Origin of the sequence: Spirosoma luteum DSM 19990, assembly GCF_000374065.1 — a bacterium.
Classification (GTDB): Bacteria; Bacteroidota; Bacteroidia; order Cytophagales; family Spirosomataceae; genus Spirosoma; species Spirosoma luteum.
This window is the reverse complement of the sequence record NZ_KB893253.1, coordinates 119,127-141,364: the sequence shown is the minus strand read 5'-3', so window position 1 is coordinate 141,364 and position 22,238 is coordinate 119,127. Positions and strand designations below refer to the sequence as shown.

The following is a 22,238-nucleotide window of genomic DNA, read 5'->3' as shown; positions in this document are numbered from 1 at the left end:
GACAAGAGTCTTGCCATCAAAGACGGCCCAATCGAGTGTTGCTTTGCTAATGTCGATGCCGATGTAGTAGTGAATGTCCATAAATACGGTTAGTTTTGGTTGTCAGTCAACCGACTTGCCGTTGCTCAAACCCTTGTAATGGGCCGCGAACCCGATTTTCTATCTGAGCCATTGCAAGTCTAACAGAGTGGGGTTCTGAATCCGAGCATAGGTCTTTCTCCCTGGCGGCCCCTTAGGTTACCCCACTCTGGTTGACTACTGGCAAGCTACCAAATCCCGGAATATTACCAGCCCTCAAACCTAAAGGGCGGCCCCGCATTCACCCGCTCCGCAATGGGGTTCTCCAGCGGATCACCCGTCTCAGTCATGCTAATTTGTACATGATAGTTGTTTAGCAACCCAATGTAAATAGCGCTGCAATACTGAAGGCCCCGATCAGACCGGGTCGCCGGAGCGATGGTGAATCAAGGCTTTGGCCGTTCGCTTCTTTATCTTTTTGAGGCCTATTTCCAGAGCCGCTTTACAATGAACAGCACCCAACGATGAACCTACACTATACCCCATGATTCGTTTGGACCGGGTCGCCGGAGCGATAGGCATCGGTTACCAACGAAATATACAAGCATCCACCCTGAGTAAACCAATAAGTGATGTCCGATACCCATAACTGGTTAGGCCTGTCCACCACTAAGTTCTTGATCAGGTTGGGATATTTACGAAACGAATGCCCCGAAAAGGTGGTCTTTACTTTTCGTCGACGCCTTCTAATCAGCATCTTATGCCTGGCTAACAGCTCGAAAAAGGCATCCCGACCCAGTTTTATTCCGCACCGGCGGCCCGGCCCTTTCCAAAAACTCAGGCTGCAACAAATAATACATTTTTCGTCCGCCGATCCGCGGATGTTGGCGACGAATGGGCCTGACCAAGCGCAACACATTTAAGTCATCGTCTACCTCCTCATTTTGCCGTTGCCAATATTGATAGTAGCCCTGCCGGGTAAAACCAATCGGACCGCCGATGCGGCACATCTTCCAGCCGTCGAATTGAAATGTTGGGATGATTCGTCAGCATGAACCGGATGGCTTGGTAACGGACCGGGCCACGGCGGCTTTTTTTCGATGTCCACCCCCAGTTCGTGTTTAGCGATTCGAACTAAAGTTGAATAGTAGAGTGCTTTGAAGTTGGCCTCCTCCAGTTGCTCTTCCAGGGCCAGGACCTTGCCGCGTAATTCATCAACCTGTGATTTTGCTTTTGGCTTAGCGGGCCTAGCTGACCTTTGGGGCGGGGGCTGATCAATGTCAATGGCGGCCGTTTGCTGACCGGCTTCGGCCTCCTCTTCAATTTTCTTCATCCAGCGCTGCACTGTCTGCCGACTCACTTTTAGTCGTTCAGCGGCCTGGTCGATGTTGAGCTGACCGAGCAGAATTTGGGTAACAATTTGCCGCATGACACCTTCTGGCTGTTTCATGCGTAGTTTAACAAGCCTGTCCATAAATTGACTGTTTATGGTCAATATTTTTCAGGACAAGTCAGTGACGATTTCTTACCTTTAAATGAATAGATTTTTAGCTACGTTCACAAGTTGCCTTTGGTACTCTATAATGGCTATATAAATGGCTGATTCCAAGATAAGATAACTACTATAGTCCCGATGAATTGATCAGTCGGTTGACTGAGTGGGTAGTATATTATGATCACTAGCTGTATCACGAATCAATAGAAAACGAAAACCATCAAAGACTTACTGGAGTCACTAAGAACAAATTTTAGCCGACCGCCAAAAAACTAAATAGTTGTCGATGCTGAAACGACGGAAAAACCATATTTTCAGCGAGTTCAAAATGGCTAAAAGCTTCTCTTTTCACTCGCAGCTGTCCACGTTTGGCTAAGGACGTACATCTATACTTCCAATGTCAATAAATTATCAAATCGATTTCGAAGCGTTGCCATATCTGCATCAAATTCATGAGTTATAAAAAGTTTATACTTAATCAGAATATCCGGCACATCTGAATAAGCTTCTTTCAACTCATTAATTCGTTTTCTTTTTTGTTCATGATCAGCATCATTATTTATGATATTATCCAAGTTATCTAACGCCTTGTTAATATTTTCAATAGAGATATGCAATATATCTTTAGGATAAATCCTTTGTAAAGGATTTATATTTATACCCTCGACCGATTCCAATAGGTATGCATCGGCACCATATTGCAGTGACCTAATTATTACCCCTAATGCTCTTTCATTAGTCTCGTAATCATCGGCCTGTGGCGTAACGGATGCAATAATATCATTCAGCACTAAACCTAATGTTGTGTATAATCGAAATTTTAACCTTTCGCTCTCTCCTTTTAGCTGTTCAGTCGTCTTATTAGCTTTACTTAGCTGTGCCGTGGCATCAGCCTTTACTGCCGCGATCTCTTTCCTTAATTTCTTTTTTTCTCGCTGAAAAATATTATAAGAAATAAATCCTGCTACACCTATCATTGTAGCCAGAAGCCATTCAAAATGACTTCCCTGCCTATCAACTGCCATAACATAAAAATCATCTTTAGCGTGATAATATGTTAAGTCCTTATTAAGCGAATCTTTTGTTTTCTTCAAAAGTGCCAAGTCATTATATAAATAATCAATACGTTTCATAATTAAGTCCTGTTGAGCTTTTATTGAGTCGTTTGGAGTTGGCTTAGCCTGGATAGATAGTACATACAAAAACATACAAGTAGATAGTAATAGCTTTTTCATGAAGACAGTTTATAAGGTATTATTGATACGTGAATTAGAGCCTGTTTAAAAACGGATATGTAGGCTTAAAAAAGGAGAATCAGCCTTTCTTGTGGGTTAATCCGATCAAGGATGTACCCCACAGACCTGACTGATTCTGTCTAGCAAGTTATTGAAGAAATTCTGGCTGACAAGCGTAAGCGCAAATATTGACTTCGTGCCATTCTCAACGCACTACTGTATTTGACCAAAACAGGCTGCCAATGACTAATGATGCCAAATGATTTACCACCTTGGCTCTTGTGCTATTACTATTTCTGGAAATGGCGCACTGATGGCACTTGGCAGCGGCTCAACAAAACGTTGGGTAGATCTTCAGAATCGTACACAATTCGCCACGGCTCGCGTATTGGGTCTCAAAAAACGTAGGCAAACGTGACAATCGCGAATCGATCTGGATGGTTAGTTATAAACAGGAGGTAAACAGACAGATTTCAACCTCAGCTTCGGGCGTTAAACCCATACATATCAATAATTTTTGCTTTTGGGTAATTGATATCGGTCTTAAGGCCAGATTTGAAATCCGTCGTAAAGGTTGAGTTAGCCAGTTCATCGATGGCCAACTGGTGTTGTGCGTAAAACACCTTAATTAGGGTCAGGGACTTCTCATTTATCCGTCTGAAACCAGCGTTCTCCTTTCTAAAAATGGCCCGGAACGTATCACAGAAATACTGATCGAAAGCCGGAATAAACCCAAAAACGCCAAGTAACACTTTGGTGATTAGGGTCAGGTCACTTTGCTTGTTTTGTATAAGAGTACCTTTAATGCCAGAATAAATGGCAATGATTTTATGGATATTTTCATCGGTGTAATTGTTTACATCGATTGTCCAGACAGACCTGTCCAAGCTGGCAATGTATTCAATGGTTGGTTGGAAATATTTGGCGCTCTTACCAAGCAGAAAACTCGATCCCCTAAACATCCCCCAACTGGCCAGGTAAAAACCAAGGGTTAAGCAACTCTTTTCAGAGTCATTTGCTATGTCACAGGGTTCAGTTAACCGAAAATAATTATAGCAGTAGTCAAACGAGCTAAACCGGTCTTCAGGACTGGATTTATGAATGAACTTTTCGACAGTAGTTACAATGTCACCGTGCGTGATCGTCATGTATTTGGATGGGGATTGACAACGCTATAAAAATTTACCTAAAAGTGGTTACCGTACATAGACTTCACGCTTAATTACCACTAAAAAATTAGTCGATTTGTCAACCCTCTCTTTCTTTCATCTTTCTCAGTACCGTAACTAATGTTATAACCCACGGCTCTCCCGCTCGATCAGTGCTCGTAGCTGCTCTTTGTCAGGTAACTCAGCTAAGTACTGCGAGACGAATACTTCATTTGCCATGCCACTGGTGGCGTACTCTACCAGGGAATTGTCTTTACTAGCGCAGAGGATGATACCTACGGGAGGATTGTCACCCACACTCATTTCGTTGGCCTTGTAATAATTCAAATACACCGTCATCTGGCCAGCATCGGCATGGTCGAACTCCCCAATTTTGAGATCGATTAGTACGTGACATTTCAAAATCCGGTGGTAGAAAACCAGGTCGATTCGATAATGGCGGTTACCAAAACTGATGCGCTTTTGCCGGGCCTCAAAGCAGAACCCTCGACCCAGCTCCAGCAGGAAATCCTGTAAATTGTCAATGATGGCTTTTTCGAAGTCGTTTTCCGTGTACTCTGGTTTTTCCTGTAAGCCCAGAAACTCCAGCAGGTATGGATTACGAATCAGGTCTTCCAGGCCGGCTGGTTGATTTTCCTGAATGCGGGCAATAACGGCTGCTTTATTCGTTGACAGGCTGGTTCGTTCGGCCAGAAGCGTTGTAACAGCCCGGTTTAACTCATGGACCTTCCAGTTGTTTTTGAGCGCTTCAACCTCGTAAAAACGACGGAGTAGCGGGTTATCTACTTTCAGTAGTTCGACAAAATGGGAGTACGTCAGCCGATCCAGCAGGAGAGAGGGATCGAGTGCTGGTATTTCCTTATCAATACTTCCCTCAGTTATTACGTCTGCCTGACGAATTACTTCGAAATCAGGTAGGTTGAATTTGGCAGACAGCGTCTGCCAAATTTGAGGATAGGTAAGGTAGAACTGGCGATACTGCCGCAGCGAGCGATCCGACACACTCTTGATAGCGTGTTTTTGCAGTTCAACGGACAAGCGTTTATGCAGTTGTTGGCCATAAGCTGCCCGGTCAGCGCCGTGCTGCTCGAACTCAACGATATAAAATCCAAACAGATAATTGCGAAGGGTCAATAATTGATCGGCTTGACGAGCGGCCCGTTGACTCAGCTGCTGATGTAGTCTTTCTAGGGTACTAATTAAATCAGTGAATTGCATGAAAGGTGAGTAAAACGTCACTCAATATAGTCACGGATAGATAAAGGATAAAGCTAAAAAGGTCTTTTCAGGATGATTTTTCAAATATAGATTGTACGGTTAACCATCGTACAATTTTCTGTAACAGCCTAGGATTTGAATGGCACTGTAGGTCATGAAGCATAAAAAAACGCTAACCTTTCTTCATTAGATGCCTCGTTATATCGACTTGCAAATGGAAGAGGTAAATATGATTAATTGGTATGAATAGTTGCACCCATTCGTAAAATGGGGCAATTTTGATTTTTAACGTGTAATGACCCCTTCTTCAAAACCATTTACCATTCATACGGCTCGTACCCTGATGATTGCTGAACTGAGCCAACTATTGGATCATGCCAGCTACGACCAGACGTATGCGCTTGCTATCGAGAACAATGTGACAGGCAAACGGACACAGGCGAACCGACAACGCTCCTACATTGCGTTGAAAAAGCTATATCGGTTCGATCCAACATACCTGCCATTTGTCGCGCTCGCTTATTTCTGGTCAGTTACGGAGTCAACTTCCCGACCATTTCTGGCTTTTCAGTATGCCTTAGGTCATGATTACTTACTGAGTGAAAGTTTTCCGCTAGTTGCGCATACTCCGATAGGTTCAATGCTTTCTGTAGCTCGATTTGAGGCCAACCTGAGTACGCAGCATCCCAATCTTTTTACGCCAATAACACAGTATTCAATCGCTAAAAACCTGGCCAGTTCCTATAAACAGGTTGGGTATCTAACGGGCAAAGTGAAGGTATTTAGGATACCCATTAAGCCAACCCTACCGGTGGTAATAATGGCATTTCTGATGGCTTATCTGAATGGCGATCGGGGGGAGTTTCTATTTCAAAGTCAATGGGTAAAAGCGCTGGAACAGGATACCGAAAACCTGCACAAATTTTTGATTTTGGGCTCTCAGAAAGGATGGCTCACCTACCAACGAGCAGGGCTGGTTATCTCTATTTCGTTCGATCCCCTCCTGCAACAACTATCCGCTCATGGCCACCAAAACTGATTCGTTGCTGACCGCTTTCGAACGGGCTCTGCGCGAGCCCTGGCCTACGCACCTGTCGGGAGGGGAACGCGTTTGGTTTCTGGTCTTTGATCCGGCCGAACTCCGCAGAGTTGAACTCCGTATGGGCGATTTCGAATCGGCGGCCCACCGAACGAATCGCCGGTGGGTGCCGGTGTCCCTGAAGTCGTGCTTTCCGGCTTGGATGGCAGCGCACGATTATCGGGATGGGTACTTCGAATCGCCGGAAGACTTAATTGATCAATTAGAGGCCGATTTCAAGCCCTTTGTTATCCAATACGTCGTTGACGCGATGCAACTGGCTGATCCGGACGACCACACGCTGATTGTGCTACAGGACGTTTCCGCCTTGTTTGGACTGATTCCTTTATCTGACGTACTAAGGGGCATAACAGCGCATCTTCGGGGGCGTATGGTCGTATTTTTCCCCGGTGAATACCAACACAATCAATACCGGCTGCTGGATGCCCGCGATGGGTGGAATTATCTGGCCCGCCCCATTCTTTGACTAAACCGCACAAGCACAACCCTTTGTCATGAAAAATCAGGACCTTTTTGTACTTAACCCCACAGCCAACAACCTTCTCAACCAGGGCGTCGTTGAAATTGTCAGTAGCCGCGATGCCGCCGGACAACGCATTGTCCGGCACGAGCTCCAGACATTCGTGTGCGAAGGAGAATACCAACGGGGTATCCACCGAATTTTAGATACGTACCTCAAAAATCTTGATCAGCCAAAACAACCCGCCGTCTGGGTAAGCGGCTTCTTTGGCAGCGGTAAATCGCACCTGGTGAAAATGCTGGGATTCCTCTGGGAAAACTACAAATTCGATACGGGTGATACGGCTCGTTCACTGAAGCCGCTTCCTACCGACATCAGCGACCTACTTACCGAACTTGATCGAAAACAGGCTTTATACGGCAGGCTGTCCGTATCCGGTACGTTAAAAGATTTTCCGTCTTCCGACATTCGCTATTCGTTTCTCCAACTGTTCCTGGGGGCTTTGGACTTGCCTACCCAGTATCATCACTTTAAGTTCTATTACTGGGCGAAGCAGGAAGGAATCTTCGACGAGCTGAAGGCCCACGTTGAAGCCGCGGGTAAAGTGTTTCAGCGGGAATACGAGAACCTGTTCGTTTCAACAACGCTGGCCAATGCTATCCTGGCCGTCAAACCTGGCTTTGCCACCAACGAGGCCGGGGTGAAAGAATACCTTAAGTTGAACTTCAAACGGGTTGACAGCATCAATCGGGATGAATTTATCCATACCATCCGTGAGGAAATCTTACCCCTAACGTTTGGCAATAAAATTCCCTGCACCGTGTTGGTGCTTGACGAAGTACAGCAATTTATTGACCGCGATGGGGGTAAAGCCATCGATGTTCAAAACCTGGCTCAGGACCTGTGTAGCCAATTCGATGGTCGATTCTTGCTCATCGGTACCGGCCAAAGTGCCCTGTCTGAAACGCCCTACCTGCAACCGCTGCAAGATCGATTCTCGGTAAAAGTATCACTCTCCGATCAGGATGTAGAAACCGTAACCCGTAAAACTGTTCTGCAAAAGAAACCAACTGTACTCAAAGAGGTGGAACAGATGCTGGATGCGGCATCCGGCGAGATCGCCCGCAACCTGTCGGGCACCGATTTTGGGTATCGAACGGACGATAAAGAAACGCTGGTGGCCGACTACCCGATGCTACCCTCTACCCGGAAATTCTGGAAACGGGTGTTGCAGATTATTGATACGGCCGGCACCTCGGGGCAGTTACGCTCTCAGCTTCGGATTGTGGATGAAAGCGTGAAGGCGGTGGCAGCACTGCCGTTGGGGCACGTAGTACCTGCCGATTTTATTTTTGAGCAGAAGCAACAGCAACTCTTACAGACGGCTTTGCTCCTGAATGAAACGAACAACCTGATTCTTGATCGTAAAGCCAGGGGGGGCGACTCATTACTGGAGGGGCGCATTTTGAGTGCCGTATTCCTGATTGATCGCTTGCCACAGGATGTAGCGGACGGACGAGTTCGATCCGACGAAACGACCATTGCCGATTTATTGCTGGCCGACCTCACTCAGCCAGCTGATTCATTCCGGCAGCAGGTGAAAGCACTGGTTGCCAAGTTGGTAAGCGAAAAGGTGCTCATGCCGATTGGTGCCGAATTCAAATTACAAACCAAAGTCGGAGCTGAATGGGAGCAGGAATTCACCGCACAGGCCACCAAACTTACTAATTCGGGCGACGACCGTATTCAGCAACTTCGGCAGGAGCGCCTAGCACACTTCGTTAAAGAAACCACCAAAGGCCTTCTTATTCAGCAGGGAGTTGCCCGGGAAAAACGGGATTTTGCTATCCAACTTGGTACGGAGCGGCCCACAACAACCAATCAGTTGAACCTGTGGGTACGCGATGGCTGGTTTGAAAGCGAACCAATTGTGCTCAACGAAATTCGGGCCGAGGGAGCCGGTTCTGCGCTAGCCTATGCCTACGTACGTAAGCAGCGGGATGCCGATTTACGGGCCGAAGTCATTAAATTAATCGCTGCGGATCTAACCCTGCAAAGTAAGGGGATACCCACCACGCCCGAGGGTGAACAGGCGCGCCAAAGCATGGAGACGCGCAAGACAATGGCGAACCAGGCTATTACCGAATTCATTTCGGCGGTTGGTCGGGATGCGCTGGTATACCTAGCTGGCGGCAACGAACTGCAGAAGGGTGCCCTGCGTGATAATGTGGAAGAAGCCCTCAAACTGCTGGTGGTTCGGCAGTTTCCGGATTTTGCCAAAGCGGACTCCAAAGATTGGGGAAAAGCCCTGGCAAAGGCGCTGGCCGGTGATCCCGACGCCCTCAAACAAACGGGCTACGACAAAGACCCCAAAGACCACCCCGTGGCCGTTGACCTGCTGCGCTTTATCGGGACCGGGTCTAAAACGGGACGCGATGTCCGCAACCAGTTCGGGAAAGCGCCCTACGGATGGAGCCAGGATGCCATTGACGCGATGCTGGTCATTCTGAAAAATGCCGAACAGATTTCAACGACCGAACAGGCCCTGAACCAGTCGAAACTGGGGGCGGCTGTATTTAAGCGGGAGGTGCATACGCTGACGGCTGCCCAAAAGATAAAACTTCGCAAATTGTATCAGGAAGCCGGGCTGCCCGGAAAACCAAATGATGAATTTGCGGAATCTAATGAACTGCTGCGTGAGCTACGCCAACTGGCCGACCGCGTTGGGGGCGATTCGCCGAGACCCGAACCTCTGTCCCTCAACGAAATCAAAGCCATCGAAAACCTGGATGGCAACGAGCGGCTGCTTCAGATCGTTACGGAGGCTGACTCAATCCGACAATACCTTACAACCTGGCGTAAGCAGGCAGGCGTTGTTGCCGAACGGCTACCGAACTGGCAAACGCTCAATAATTTACTGGCAGTAGCCCCTGACTCGGCCGACCTGAAACCCCTGCGGCAGGAAGTGGACGCCATCCGGACCGACCGGCTACTGCTGGCCGAACCAGACCCCGTTAGTCCGCTCCTGAATCGACTGACTGACGTACTCAAAACAGCCCTTACGGAAGCGAAACAGCAATACAACGAGTTGTATGATACAGAAATGGTTGAGCTCCAGGCCAATCAATACTTTAAACCATTAATACAAGAACAGAAACATCAGATTCTGCTCTTGTGTAAAATCGGTATGAAGCCTGTGATCAAAGTTCTGAACGCTAACGACTTATTGAGCCAATTGCAAGAAGCGTCACTGGACACGTGGCAAACCAGATACTCAGCCCTACCCAGTCAGTTTCAGGCGGTTATTGATGAAGCGGTGAAACTATCCGCTCCCAAATCAACAACGTACATCCTACCTAAACGAACGCTCAACAACCAGACCGATATTGATGCCTACCTGACCGAACTTAAAGCGGAACTGGAGTCCGCCCTGGCATCTAGTTCAGCGGTGATATTACGGTAACCTTTTCATTTCCTATATTCCATGCCCTACCTTACTTCCGCACAGCGTAGTCAACTCGAAAAAACGACGATTAACGCCCGTAAACTGGCCGAAACAGGTGCCCGTAATGCCCTCCATACCCTGGCTGTCGATGAAGCCGAACCCTACGCACACCTGACCCCTGAAGCCCGCAACTTGCGCAACCGGCTGCGGCATCGCGCCCGGCTGCTGGGCGATGAGCTATCCGCTGATAAACGGCAAGCCATCGACAACCTGACCACCGAACTGGCCTACGAATTCTGGCACAAGATGCTCTTTGCCCGGTTCCTGATCGGCTCCGACCTGCTGATGCACCCCGATGGCGTGGCCGTTACGCTGGAAGATTGCGACGAATTGGCCCCAGACGAGGGATTTACCGACAAATGGGCGGCTGCGGCTCAGTACGCCAGCCTGATGCTGCCCGCCCTGTTCCGGCCCGACGACCCGCTGATGCAGGTGGACTTTGCGACCGAAGACCGGGTGCGGCTCGAAACGCTGCTCGACGGACTGGACAATGCTTTTTTCACCGCCGACGATGCCCTGGGCTGGGTGTACCAATTCTGGCAGAGCGACGCCAAAGACCGCATCAATGCCTCCGGCGATAAAATAGACGGTGCCCGACTACCCGCCGTAACGCAGCTTTTTACGGAACCCTACATGGTGCGGTTCCTGATCGACAATACCATTGGGGCCTGGTGGGCCGCCCGAAACGCAGGCAAAACGAGCCCGATCCCGTTCCGGTATCTGCGCGAGCCATCACCCAACCCGGATGCGCCAGCCACCCCATCTCCTGTTTTAGGAGAGGGGGCCGGGGGGGTGAGGTCAATCACCTTCCTGGATCCCTCCATGGGCTCCGGCCATATTGTGGTGGAGGTGTTTCGAGTGCTGGTGGCCCTGCGGATGCAGGAAGAAAACCTGACGGCCGACGAAGCCATTGACGCCGTACTGACCCAGAATATTCACGGGCTGGAATTAGACCCACGGTGTACACAGATTGCTGCCTTTAACCTTGCCCTGGCTGCCTGGCGGCTTTGTGGCCGCTACCGACCCCTGCCCCGGCTCAACCTCGCCTGTGCGGGTGTGGCCCCCACCGGCAAACGCGACGACTGGATGCGACTCGTGGATGGGGCCGACCGCAGCCGACGCGACCACCTGCGCAATGGCATGTCAGACCTGTTCGATCTATTCCAGCAGGCCCCCACGCTAGGCAGCCTGCTCGACCCCACCACACTGGTGGAAGGGCCCGTAACGGCTTCCTTTGCCGAACTGCTGCCCTCCCTGCAAACGGCGCTGGTGGGTGAAACCGCCGACGAACAGCGGCAGCGGGGCGTGGTGGCCCTGGGTATTGCCGATGCCGGGCGACTACTGTCCCGCAAATACACGCTACAACTCACCAACGTTCCCTACCTAGCACGGGGTAAGCAGGCCGCCGATATAGCTGACCATTGCGCTCGCTATTTTACCGATGCCAAAAATGACCTCGCCACTGTGTTTCTGGATCGGATGCTGCGCATGGCCGAACGGGGTGGAACCGTAGCTACTGTAATTCCGCAAAACTGGCTCTTCCTTACCACATATAAAGATTTTAGAAAACGACTATTGCTCACTAAGCAGTGGGACTGGGTGGCGCGGTTAGGGCCGAAAGGATTTGTAACACCTATGTGGGATTTCAATGTAATGCTGGTTGCCCTACTAAATCAAAAGGCCAACGAGAAAAGTCAGTTCTGGGGACTCGATGTATCTAAGTATACAAATCCAGTGACGAAAGGCGCTGCTCTTATCACTGATGATGTAAAAACGTCTACCCAAGCTATGCAGTTGAAAAATCCAGAGGCAAGGATAACCCTGGAAAATAGTAAAGGAACAGAACTATTAGAAGAATACGCTCACTCTTTAAGAGGTATAGTTAGTGGTGATAAAGATATGTGGTTTCGTAATTTTTGGGAAATTGATACACTAGGCAACAATTGGAAGTATTTGCAATCAACTGTTTCTTGGATGCAGGTCTTTGGAGGAAAAGATCAAATCGTAAACTGGGAAACGCAGGGCAAAGGTATGCTGAGACCTGGAGTTGATAATTTAGCTTATGGCAGGAATGGGGTTGCTATGGGGCAAACAGGGTCGCTACCTAGTACTTTACATACGGGAGAAATGTATGATAATAATACGGGAGTAATTGTCCCGAAAAATCTAGCTCACCTCCCTGCTATTTGGGCATTTTGTTCATCACCCGTTTTTAACCATGAGGTAAGAAAAATTGACCAAGCGCTTAAGGTTACAAATGCCACATTTTTAAAAGTTCCCTTCGATCTGGAACGTTGGCAGAAGGTAGCTGATGATCAATACCCACACGGCCTGCCGCAGCCGTATAGTGATGACCCTACGCAGTGGCTGTTTCATGGTCACCCAATACCATCAACCGCTCAGTTGCAAGTGGCCGTAGCACGGCTGCTGGGCTACCAATGGCCCGCCGAGATAGACGAAGACATGGAGCTATCGGGCGAGGCCCGTCGGTACATCGCCCAAATCAATGCGTTCAACCACCATGCCGATGACGATGGCATCCTGTGCTTACCCCCGGTAAATGGAGAGCTGGCCGCCGAAGAGCGCCTGCGCGAGTTTATTCAGACCGTTTGGGGAAATGACTATGCTATTAACACCCTAAGTGAACTACTGCGGCAGGAAGGCAGCAAGAAAGCCACGCTTGGCGAGTGGCTTAGGGATGAGTTCATGGACGCCCATAACAAACTGTTTGGCAACCGGCCATTTATCTGGCACATCTGGGACGGCAGGCGGGATGGCTTCGGGGTGCTGGTCAATTACCACAAACTCACCCGCGCCAACCTGCAAAAACTCATTTACAACTACCTTGGCGATTATCTGACCCAGTGCGAGTCCCGCCGGGAAGCGGGCGAAAGCGGTGCCGATGGGCAACTGCTGGCCGGTCAGCAACTCCAGGCCAAACTCAAACTCATTCTGGACGGTGAAGCCCCCTACGATGTCTTCATCCGCTGGAAAAAGCTGGCCGATCAACCCCAGGGCTGGAACCCCGACCTCAACGACGGCGTCCGGCTCAACATCCGCCCCTTTATGCTTGCCGATGTGCTCTGCAAAAAGCCCAACATCAAATGGGGTATCGACCGCGGCCGCAACGCCCCCGGTGCCCCCTGGGGCGAAATACGGGATAATGATAAACATTTGACTTTGGTCGAGAAGCGAAATGGGTAAGCTAGCACGGTACGATAGGTAACAAAAAACGGCCCTGTTCTGGTAGAGCAGGGCCGTTTTGTACGGAGGTAGTTTATTTATATCGATTTGTTACCACCTCACCTCAGGTTAATTTTCTCCCACATCGACAGAGCAATCAGGCCCGAAGCCCACATGGACGAATGCGCCAGAAACTGAGTAGTGTGTTGCGAAAAGGGCGAACCGAAAGTAATTACAATAACCTCAGCCAGCGTAACCAGGGCCAGATATATGCCAGCCCCAATGCAGAGCTGATTCATCTTATACCGGTGCTTTACCGGGGTTGTTACCCAATTGCGGTAATAAAGGAACAGCGTAATTCCCAAAAGTACCTGCAGCACTACCAAGGCCACCATATTGCCCGGATGCTCCTTAAAAATAACCTGGCCAGCCTCTAAGGCTGGAGTCGCATGAACGGTCTGGACAACGCAGCAGACCGCCATTATTTTCTGTTTAGGTTTCATAGGAGTTAGGTTAGTTCGATGATTAACTGATACAATCTTAAAACACTTTTTTGGATATATATAATAATTACAAGATAGAATTGCATTAAATTCATATGAATGATTACCCTTCAGATGCATACCTAACCAGCACCTAAGGGTCTTCATATGAATCGGATAGTGACTTCAAATGAAGCAGTCCAAGTGCTTGTGTGATTCATTTGAATCATTTACTTTTACCCATCCTGCGAGTAATCAGTCACTTACCACACCTATGTCGCCAGAAGAATTAGAAAAAAAGTTTTTAGATGCCCAGGCGCGTTATCAAACCGCTAAAAAACAGCTTGACACTTTACGAGGTAGAGAACTCACCAAAAAGCAACTGGCAACTGAATTAGCTGTATTCGGTGGTGGAGGTGATGTAACCACCCTAAACCGAATGATTGAGGGGCGGGCCTCTAAAAAGGAGAATCTACTGAGCAAAGCAGTTCGGACCAGCAATTTCATGGGTATAGCTACCCGTATAGAGTGCCTGATTGTATCAGCTTCCCCCTCAGTGGGCAATTTCCGAGAACCACCTTCCACGCCAGCATGCTCTACCTACCATCAATTCCAGATATGGTATTGGGACTGGACGGCTAAACCGGCTAATTCGCCCTTAAAGGGCGATGTTGTTACTGGCTATATTCGCCTACCAACCACCTGGGCAGGGGCGGGGGCTTCACTTACGCTACATGATGACAGTACACTCTTGGGAGAGGTATGGGCGCACCAGTATGGTAATCAGGCGCTCAATCTTAACGGTCGTTTCTGGTCAGCAGGCCGTCCTGATTTGTCCCTGAGCATCAATATTGAAAATAAGGAAAAGTTTGATCTTTTGGCGGGTGCATTTGTAACGGCTGATACACAAGATTTTGGCCCCATGCACGGGACTTTTTACCTGACCCACCAAATGACTACCGAAACCGAGCTGCCAGTTGGCAAAATAGGGAAAGGCACGAAAAAACGCCGTAAACCAACGCCGACAAAAATTGACGACTCATTAAAAAACAAAATCAGGCAGAGTCTTTTCCAACAGACACAGGTTCAGAAAGCTCGCCAACGGGATGTGTTGCCTGACTACATTCATATTCTCAATGAAACCTTGGATGAGTCATTTTTGAATAAAACATTTATTGGGTATTTTTTCAATACACATACCCGCCAACTGGAGCACTTCTTACTTCGGATTGACCAGGATGCCCGGGTGCAAATTCAATACGAGCGGCACGAGTCCAGTTCAGGGCGGTTTAGATTATATTATAAAAATGTGGTTCAGTTAGATTTGGATTATGACAGGGTGTTGTCTCTGTTCCGATACAGAATGTATTTCTGCGAAATACCCAAGTCGAAATGGTATCGGGGCGTAGGAGTTGGGTCAGTAAATCACTATCCGCATCTATTTATGAATCGGGTAATCATCCGCGAGATTGACCCGGCAACTGATAAGGTACCAAATACGCCACCCAGTGCCATTCGCCTGAATGAAGCCAATCAGCAGGATATAAGTAATTTATTCATCGAGCATCCGATTTTAAAGGAATACTTATCTGGTGCGGGTGATCGGTATATTGACGATAATGAACGGCTCAGTGAAACACCTGATCTATTGCGACGGGCGGGTTTACTTATAGATGCAGATGAAACAATATCTGTCAATAAGGGCACAGCAATGATAAGCGGCAATTATCGTCTTTATTCATTAGCTCGAATGACAAACCCGCTTGATGAAAATGACGAGAAAAACGAAACGTTTTCAATTGAACGGAGACCCTTGCACATAACTCAGGATGGCAAGGCTTTGCTAAAAGGGAAGGACAACACCTACTACGGCCAGGCGTTTTGTGACGGAAAGAAGTTTATCATGCGGATTACACGGCGGGAACGAACCAAAAACGATAAACCCGAGGTAGAATCAGTTTACCTTGAATTTTACCTGAATATTGAGCCGGTAAAAGATAATTCTGAAATCGACAAGTATTCGTATGGTACCTCCAACCGGTTTACCAATACGCGCCCTGAAGCACGCTACGAATTAATGGTGCGGCAACCGGATCAGTCGTTCGCTGCTTATGAAAAAGACCCTTTTAATGAATATGAGTTCTTCAGTAAAGAATGGGTAGAATTTAAAAAAGAAAAATCGGATGTGGTTAACCATTTCTCCGGCAGAGTAAACAGATTAATTGCTCCCCATAAAAAAGGGGGCAAACCAAAGAACAGGCAACCAGAATTTAGACAACTATTTGCGCATGCCGCTCAAAATTTTCTGGTAAATGGGCCAAGCGACATGTTTGTTACGTACTTCCACCAGGCGATGCTTCATGGCTTTGGCTCAGATGAACTTGAAGACAAACCACTTTACAGTAAACTAATAGATCATTTCCGAAATGTTTATGATTTTGAAAGAGAACAGTGGACTGATGAGGGCCACGAGATTCTGCGTATAAAAGCAGATCGGCTCTATGCTTATTTATTTCCAGAGGAGTTTAGTTAAAAGAAGGCAAAGTACGGTTTGATATACGGGAATTTTCCCGGTGTGAGGGTAAGTTATCGGTTGTAGGTTTGGCCTATTCTCCGACTTCAATTCGATTTATATGAAATTACTCTTACCTATATTTTTGGGGTTAACGATAGTGGCCGCATACGGCCAAACTCCAGCCGAACTCAAAAAGGCTGACTCACTTAATTCAATAACTCGTCCTATTACCCCACGTAGACCACTTACTGTAGAGGCATCGGATAGTACGAATAGCGAATTGAAAGACAGCATTAACACGGCTGATCCGCGTAGTTTGCTGGATTTCTACATTCCATCGGCTCTTTTCACCTTTAATGTCGAACCCGCTTCGGTATCAAGGGTAACTATTAGTGCTGTCGACACGAAATTTAGCTTTAAATATGGTTTTCGCGACAAGTCAGATACACCAGATCCCAATGCACCAGAACGACCCGCCAGTGGCTGGGGGTTTGCTTTTAGTAGTAAACTTGCCGATGGTGCCAAAACACTCTTCACGCCAGATGATATTTCCAAAGAATACTCCTTGAAAATCATCCGGACATTTGCCTTGCGTAACCGGGTATGGGTTTTGTCGAAATCAAAAGCTCTTTCCTCCGTTCAGTCACGATGGATAAATGTCAATCTGAACACAGACATAAATCAGAAGAATGTATTTACCGGAGACACCGTTTTCACCAAACACAATAATGTGAATGCCCAACTCCTGATCACCTTCAATAATCTATTCAATTCGTTGATTATTAAGAAATACATTCGGCACAGGAATATTTTCAATTTAGGATTAGGATATGGCTGGTTCGACAATTACGAGAGCTTAAAGAGTTACACCCTGCGTCGTAGTGTGGTTAACACGGCAGGAAGTTATGTGGGCGAAAATAGTAGCGTTGTAGGCAAACGCGGTACGTTTCAACAACTCAATGGAGTTATTGGGGTTGCTTCGGTATTTATTCCTCTCACGAGTCCAACCCAATTAACGTCATTGATTTTAGGCGGCAACGGCACCATGTTTGGAATAGGATCTTCTAATTATACAGCTACAGTTAATGCCGGTTTCTTCCTAAGCCAGCGGACGTTCAAAGAAGGGAAATTGACTGAAAACTTCTCCTTTGGTGTACTGGCGGTATGGAGTCAGCTTCAGAAAAGGCAGGAAGCCAACTACGCTAAAGACAATTTCTCCATTATTCTGACGGCTCAGATACCAATCAGTTTCCAATAATTTGCCATGAGTGTAAGCTAAATCCTGGTTACTATCTTTGTCTTTCCTGACAAAGCTTATTCATTAATGCCCGATTCCCTGCTGCACCGAATTCTGCACGGCTTGACGCAAGCCGAACAGCATAATGCAAATGTTATGGTACGGCCCGAAGTTATTCTTTGGCCCGATCCAGATCGGCAGTGGGAACGCATTATTGACCAGCTACAGCAACACCGGGCGGGTCTGCTTCGCCTGGGAAACTACGATCCAGCAAGTCAGCAAGGTCCGGCCATCTACCTGAAATGTTTAGTCCGACGGACGTTGCCCGAAGTTAGCTGGCCTACGGATCAGATTCCCGTGATATACCTACCCGGTGTTTCAAGGCAGATGCTGCGCCCTCAAACGCCAGTAGAAGCTGACTTGCGCCCATTAGTTGAATATCTTTATACCGGTACCGTTTGGTTACAGGAGAACGGTAAAGAATGGACCGTACTTGCCCTGCTCACCAATGCCCAAAATGGGTTGGGGCTTCGCGTTGCGCTGGACTCAGCTACCCGGGATACATTAGTAAGCGCCTTGCCATCGCTACTGGAAGAAGATCGAACAGCTTACGACCGCGCTATCATCGATGCGGATTTTCTGTATGACAAGCTTCTACCTGATTTGTTACCAAACGTACTGCACTGGTTGAACGAGGGTAATACCTACCTTGAGGCATTACCAGAAGACAAACGACATCTGTTCGTAAACGTATGTCAGAGCCGCTACAGATTTGACCCAACAGGTGGACAGGTGGTGGAAACGGCCCGCCTGTTAGGAGAGCAACGGGGAAACTGGGCACCAGTTTGGCAATACTACGCCAATGCTCCCCGTAAATTCCCCGAAGTGGCGGACCGGCTTCAACAAGCCCTGCCTGATGGTAAGCTACCTAACGACACGCTGGTTGCTTCTTCCGGAAGCTTTCCAATGGTCAATAAGCTGGCAGAAGATGATCTTCGTACCCAATTACTGCTGCTCCCCGACCAGTCTGCAACCGCAGCCGTTAGTTTACTCAGCAAGCTTACCTACGAACACAACCATCGGCAACGCTGGGTATGGTCTGAGTTAGGCCAGGCTCCACTGGCAACCGCCGTTCAACACTTAAGCCAAATGGCTGACATAGTCACGTCGGCCTATCCCGCTTCCAGTTTACCGGAGTTACAGGCCTATTATCGAGAAATTGGTTACCGGGCTGACCGCTCGATGCGTTTGGCATTAGCGGTAGTTCGAAGTTTGCCAGATAAGGAAGCGGTTACGGCGGTCATCAATGCCTTGTATCGCCCATGGCTGGAAAAACTTGCGCTCAAATTTCAGGCGCTGGTAGCCACGGATATCACAGCCCTAACTGGCCTTCCGAGTGCTGGGTCAGATGAGAAACCGTTCACGCTGTTTGTTGATGCACTCAGGTACGAATTGGCCGTAGAGTTTGCGGAACGTTTGCGAACAGCGGGCTACCGGGTTAATCTTACTGATGGCTGGTCGGCACTGCCCAGCCTAACCCCCACAGCCAAACCAGCGGTATCACCTGTGGCCCTATCGCTCGCAATGAACAGCCCATTCGAGGAATTTAAGCCAGCGTTGTTGGCATCAGGAAAAACCCTGTCGACAGCCAATTTCAGAACCGAACTGATTTCAAGAGGGTACACGTACCTTACCAATAGTAGTTCCTTACCGGAAGGGCAGCGGGGGTGGCAGGAAATAGGTGACATTGATCGAAAAGGACACGAAGAGGGGGTTGATATGGTTCGTCGGGTCGATGAGTTGTTTGAGCAATTGCGGGAGACAATTTCAATCATATTTGCCCGGGGTATTCGTCAGTTAACCATCGTGACTGATCACGGCTGGTTGCTGCTGCCCGGTGGCCTACCTAAGACGGAACTGCCCGCTCACCTTACTGAAACGCGGTGGGGACGGTGTGCCCTGGTAAAGGAAGGGGCGCATACATCACTGTTACAGGTACCTTGGCGTTGGAATCCGGGAATTTTCATTGCCTATGCTCCCGGTATCTCATTCTTTAAAGCCAACGAAGTGTACGCGCATGGGGGGTTATCCCTACAGGAGTGCTTCGTACCTACGCTGACCATTGAATCCAATACGGCAGAGGTACTCATCCCGGTTCTGATCAAGCGTATTCGGTGGGTAGGAATGCGCTGTGCGGTAGAAACAGAAAATTGCCCGGATGGCTACCGGTTAGATGCCCGTACCAAAATTACGGATGCTGCCAGCAGTATTGTCGTATCAACAGAGCTGCCCGTTGTTCACGCTAACAAAGGAAGCCTTTTTGTTGATGATGGCGAAGAAGGCAAAGCCGTAAACATAGTGCTGACCGACAGTAGCGGACAGATTGTAGCCAGACAATTAACCACCGTTGGCGGATAACACACAAATGGAATTAGACGCAATTGATCAACTGGCGGCTCGCGCTTTTGAAGGCTATATCGTTCGTAAGGACCTGTTGGAGTCGTTTCGAAAAACGTATCCAATTCCAACGTATGTCATTGAGTTTCTACTGGGACGCTACTGTGCCACAACGGATGAAACGGAAATGCAACAGGGGTTAGAGATTGTTCGGCGGCAGTTGCAGGATCGAACCGTTCGCCCTGGTGAAGAGGAATACGTGAAATCCAAAGCCCGCGAGAAGGGATCCATTCGCCTGATCGACAACTTGACCGCCCGGCTTGACCCCCGTACTGACAGCTATGTGGCTACTCTACCCAGCCTAATGCTTAATACGGTACGTATTTCGCCCGATCTGGTAAACGCCAATGACCGGATGTTGACAGGTGGTTTTTATGCCGAAGTCGATTTGAGTTACGATGCGACTATTGCGCAGGAAAATGGCGGGCGGCCATTTGGCATCGATTCACTTCGACCTATCCAACTCTCTCAGCGTAATGTATTAGCGATTCTTTACGAAGGGAGAAGCCAATTTTCCTGGTCAGACTGGCGCGATTTACTTATTCGAAGCGTCGGTTTCGAACCGGATACGTTGTCCGAAAGAGCGAAGAATGTTTTGCTGGTACGAATGATCCCATTCGTTGAGCGGAATTACAATGTAGTGGAACTTGGACCGAGAGGTACTGGTAAATCCCATCTGTACCAGCAATTATCACCCTACTCACACTTAGTATCTGGCGGCAAGACGACCGTTGCTCGGATGTTCGTCAACATGGCTTCCGGTGAACGCGGTCTAGTTTGCAAATATGATGTTGTCTGTTTCGATGAAGTATCGGGCGTTTCCTTCGATCAGAAAGACGGGGTCAACATTATGAAAGGCTACATGGAAAGTGGCGAATTCAGCCGCGGGAAAGAACCGATTCGAGCCGATGGGGGTGTGGTGATGGTTGGCAATTTTGATGTGGATATTGAGCACCAGCAACGGATTGGGCACCTTTTTGGTCCACTACCGCCTGAAATGCGTGATGATACCGCTTTTATGGACCGTATACACGCCTTTGTACCCGGCTGGGATTTCCCAAAACTGAATCGAACGTACTTTACCAGCCATTTTGGGTTAGTAAGTGATTTCCTGGCTGAAAGCTGGACCCGTCTTAGGGATGTAAGCCGATTGTCGACAATCCTACCCCGGCTGGACTTAGGGGGTGCCTTGAGCGGACGAGACACGACAGCGGTCCATAAAACGATCAATGGCTTACTGAAATTGATGCAGCCTAATCCGGATGAACCAGTCGCTGATGAGCAGTTAGCCTGGGCCGTTCAGGTCGCGCTGGAATATCGTCGACGGGTCAAAGAGCAACAGAAAAGAATTGGCTCAGCTGAATTCAGAGGCACTCATTTCAGCTACCGATTGCTCCCGGATGGGGTAGAGACCTTTGTTGCCACGCCTGAACTGCACAGCGAAAATACAATTGGAGAAGATCCACAGCCCCCTGGTTCTGTCTGGACGCTAAGTACAGGTAATTCGGACGAGCCAGCGGGACTTTTCAAAGTTGAATCGACCGTTGGACCTGGTAATGGGGTACGCGTACTGAACAAACCAACTCCGCCACCATTTGGGGAGAGCGTACGATATGCGGAGCAAAACCTTTATAGTCGATCAAAAGAATTGATTGGCGATCGTGACCCACGTTCTCGTGAATATTCAGTGCAGCTAAGGGCATTTGATTCAGCGCGTACTGGTAGTGGACTGGGTGTTGGCGTCTTAGTAGCCCTATGTAGTGCCACATTGGAAAAGAGTATACGGGGAGGCTTAGCAATTGTAGGTCAACTAAATCTGGGAGGTTCTGTAGACACTGTTTATAATGGGGTTAACGTGGCAGAACTTGCTGTTGAAAAAGGCGCATCCATCTTGTTGCTACCTTTAAATGCACGGCGGCAGATGAATGATCTTTCAGATGATATGATCACAAAAATCAATATTCAATACTATAGTGATCTCCGCGACTGTCTTTTGAAAGCCTTGATTGAGTAAAGTATAGCAGTTTCTAGTTCTCCGACAGTAACTCTTAAACATCAGGTATCTCTATTTCGTAATCGTCGACCTTTGTCAATTAGGCCTTAAAATCGAAATTGAGTAGACGATGTTGAGAATAGTGGCTTTCATGGATCTGTTTTTTCTTTAA

Annotated in this window: 14 protein-coding genes; 8 read left to right on the top strand and 6 right to left on the bottom strand. The window is 48.2% G+C overall.

What is annotated here, in order from left to right; translation table 11 throughout:
• Window positions 1-435: 435 nt before the first annotated feature.
• From B156_RS31365 to B156_RS0111485, 5 genes are all read right to left on the bottom strand, one after another.
• Window positions 436-600 (bottom strand): hypothetical protein, encoded by a 165-nt coding sequence (locus B156_RS31365; protein WP_157627013.1) that lies wholly within the window; start codon window positions 598-600, stop codon window positions 436-438.
• A 349-nt stretch (window positions 601-949) separates the two neighbouring features.
• Window positions 950-1,468, bottom strand: coding sequence for a helix-turn-helix domain-containing protein (locus B156_RS29085; RefSeq protein ID WP_245563721.1), 519 nt, complete (start codon window positions 1,466-1,468; stop codon window positions 950-952).
• Between the two features lie 431 nt (window positions 1,469-1,899).
• Window positions 1,900-2,748, bottom strand: a complete 849-nt coding sequence (locus tag B156_RS0111495) for a hypothetical protein (RefSeq protein ID WP_018619854.1) — start codon at window positions 2,746-2,748, stop codon at window positions 1,900-1,902.
• A 479-nt stretch (window positions 2,749-3,227) separates the two neighbouring features.
• A complete protein-coding gene (locus B156_RS0111490; RefSeq protein ID WP_211211225.1) occupies window positions 3,228-3,710 on the bottom strand; it encodes a hypothetical protein in 483 nt (160 codons plus the stop codon).
• 330 nt (window positions 3,711-4,040) lie between these two features.
• A complete protein-coding gene (locus B156_RS0111485; RefSeq protein ID WP_018619852.1) occupies window positions 4,041-5,135 on the bottom strand; it encodes a PDDEXK nuclease domain-containing protein in 1,095 nt (364 codons plus the stop codon).
• A gap of 295 nt (window positions 5,136-5,430) precedes the next feature.
• Here B156_RS0111485 and B156_RS0111480 point away from each other — a divergent pair, with 295 nt between their 5' ends.
• From B156_RS0111480 to B156_RS0111465, 4 genes are read left to right on the top strand one after another with little or no spacing between them, the layout of a single operon-like run.
• A complete protein-coding gene (locus B156_RS0111480) occupies window positions 5,431-6,174 on the top strand; it encodes a hypothetical protein (RefSeq protein WP_157627011.1) in 744 nt (247 codons plus the stop codon).
• Complete coding sequence (locus B156_RS0111475) at window positions 6,158-6,700, top strand: BREX protein BrxB domain-containing protein (RefSeq protein ID WP_018619850.1); 543 nt, start codon at window positions 6,158-6,160, stop codon at window positions 6,698-6,700. Before B156_RS0111480 ends, B156_RS0111475 begins: the two co-directional genes overlap by 17 nt.
• A gap of 28 nt (window positions 6,701-6,728) precedes the next feature.
• Complete coding sequence (gene brxC / locus B156_RS0111470; protein WP_018619849.1) at window positions 6,729-10,157, top strand: BREX system P-loop protein BrxC; 3,429 nt, start codon at window positions 6,729-6,731, stop codon at window positions 10,155-10,157.
• Window positions 10,158-10,178: 21 nt separating this feature from the next.
• A complete protein-coding gene (locus B156_RS0111465; protein WP_018619848.1) occupies window positions 10,179-13,403 on the top strand; it encodes an Eco57I restriction-modification methylase domain-containing protein in 3,225 nt (1,074 codons plus the stop codon).
• Window positions 13,404-13,501: 98 nt separating this feature from the next.
• Here the strand turns inward: B156_RS0111465 and B156_RS0111460 are convergent, their stop codons facing one another.
• The gene (locus B156_RS0111460; protein ID WP_018619847.1) at window positions 13,502-13,885 is read right to left on the bottom strand and encodes a hypothetical protein; all 384 of its coding nucleotides are present in this window, start codon (window positions 13,883-13,885) and stop codon (window positions 13,502-13,504) included.
• A gap of 253 nt (window positions 13,886-14,138) precedes the next feature.
• Between B156_RS0111460 and B156_RS0111455 the strand changes: the two genes are divergently transcribed.
• The 4 genes from B156_RS0111455 (at window position 14,139) to brxL (ending at window position 22,087) form a co-directional block, all read left to right on the top strand.
• Window positions 14,139-16,397, top strand: a complete 2,259-nt coding sequence (locus B156_RS0111455) for a hypothetical protein (RefSeq protein ID WP_018619846.1) — start codon at window positions 14,139-14,141, stop codon at window positions 16,395-16,397.
• 100 nt (window positions 16,398-16,497) lie between these two features.
• On the top strand, window positions 16,498-17,637 hold the full coding sequence (locus tag B156_RS0111450; protein WP_157627010.1) for a hypothetical protein: 1,140 nt from the start codon (window positions 16,498-16,500) through the stop codon (window positions 17,635-17,637).
• A gap of 66 nt (window positions 17,638-17,703) precedes the next feature.
• Window positions 17,704-20,034 (top strand): BREX-1 system phosphatase PglZ type B, encoded by a 2,331-nt coding sequence (gene pglZ, locus B156_RS0111445; RefSeq protein ID WP_018619844.1) that lies wholly within the window; start codon window positions 17,704-17,706, stop codon window positions 20,032-20,034.
• Window positions 20,035-20,041: 7 nt separating this feature from the next.
• Window positions 20,042-22,087, top strand: coding sequence for a BREX system Lon protease-like protein BrxL (brxL, locus tag B156_RS0111440; protein ID WP_018619843.1), 2,046 nt, complete (start codon window positions 20,042-20,044; stop codon window positions 22,085-22,087).
• The last annotated feature ends 151 nt before the right edge of the window (window positions 22,088-22,238 follow it).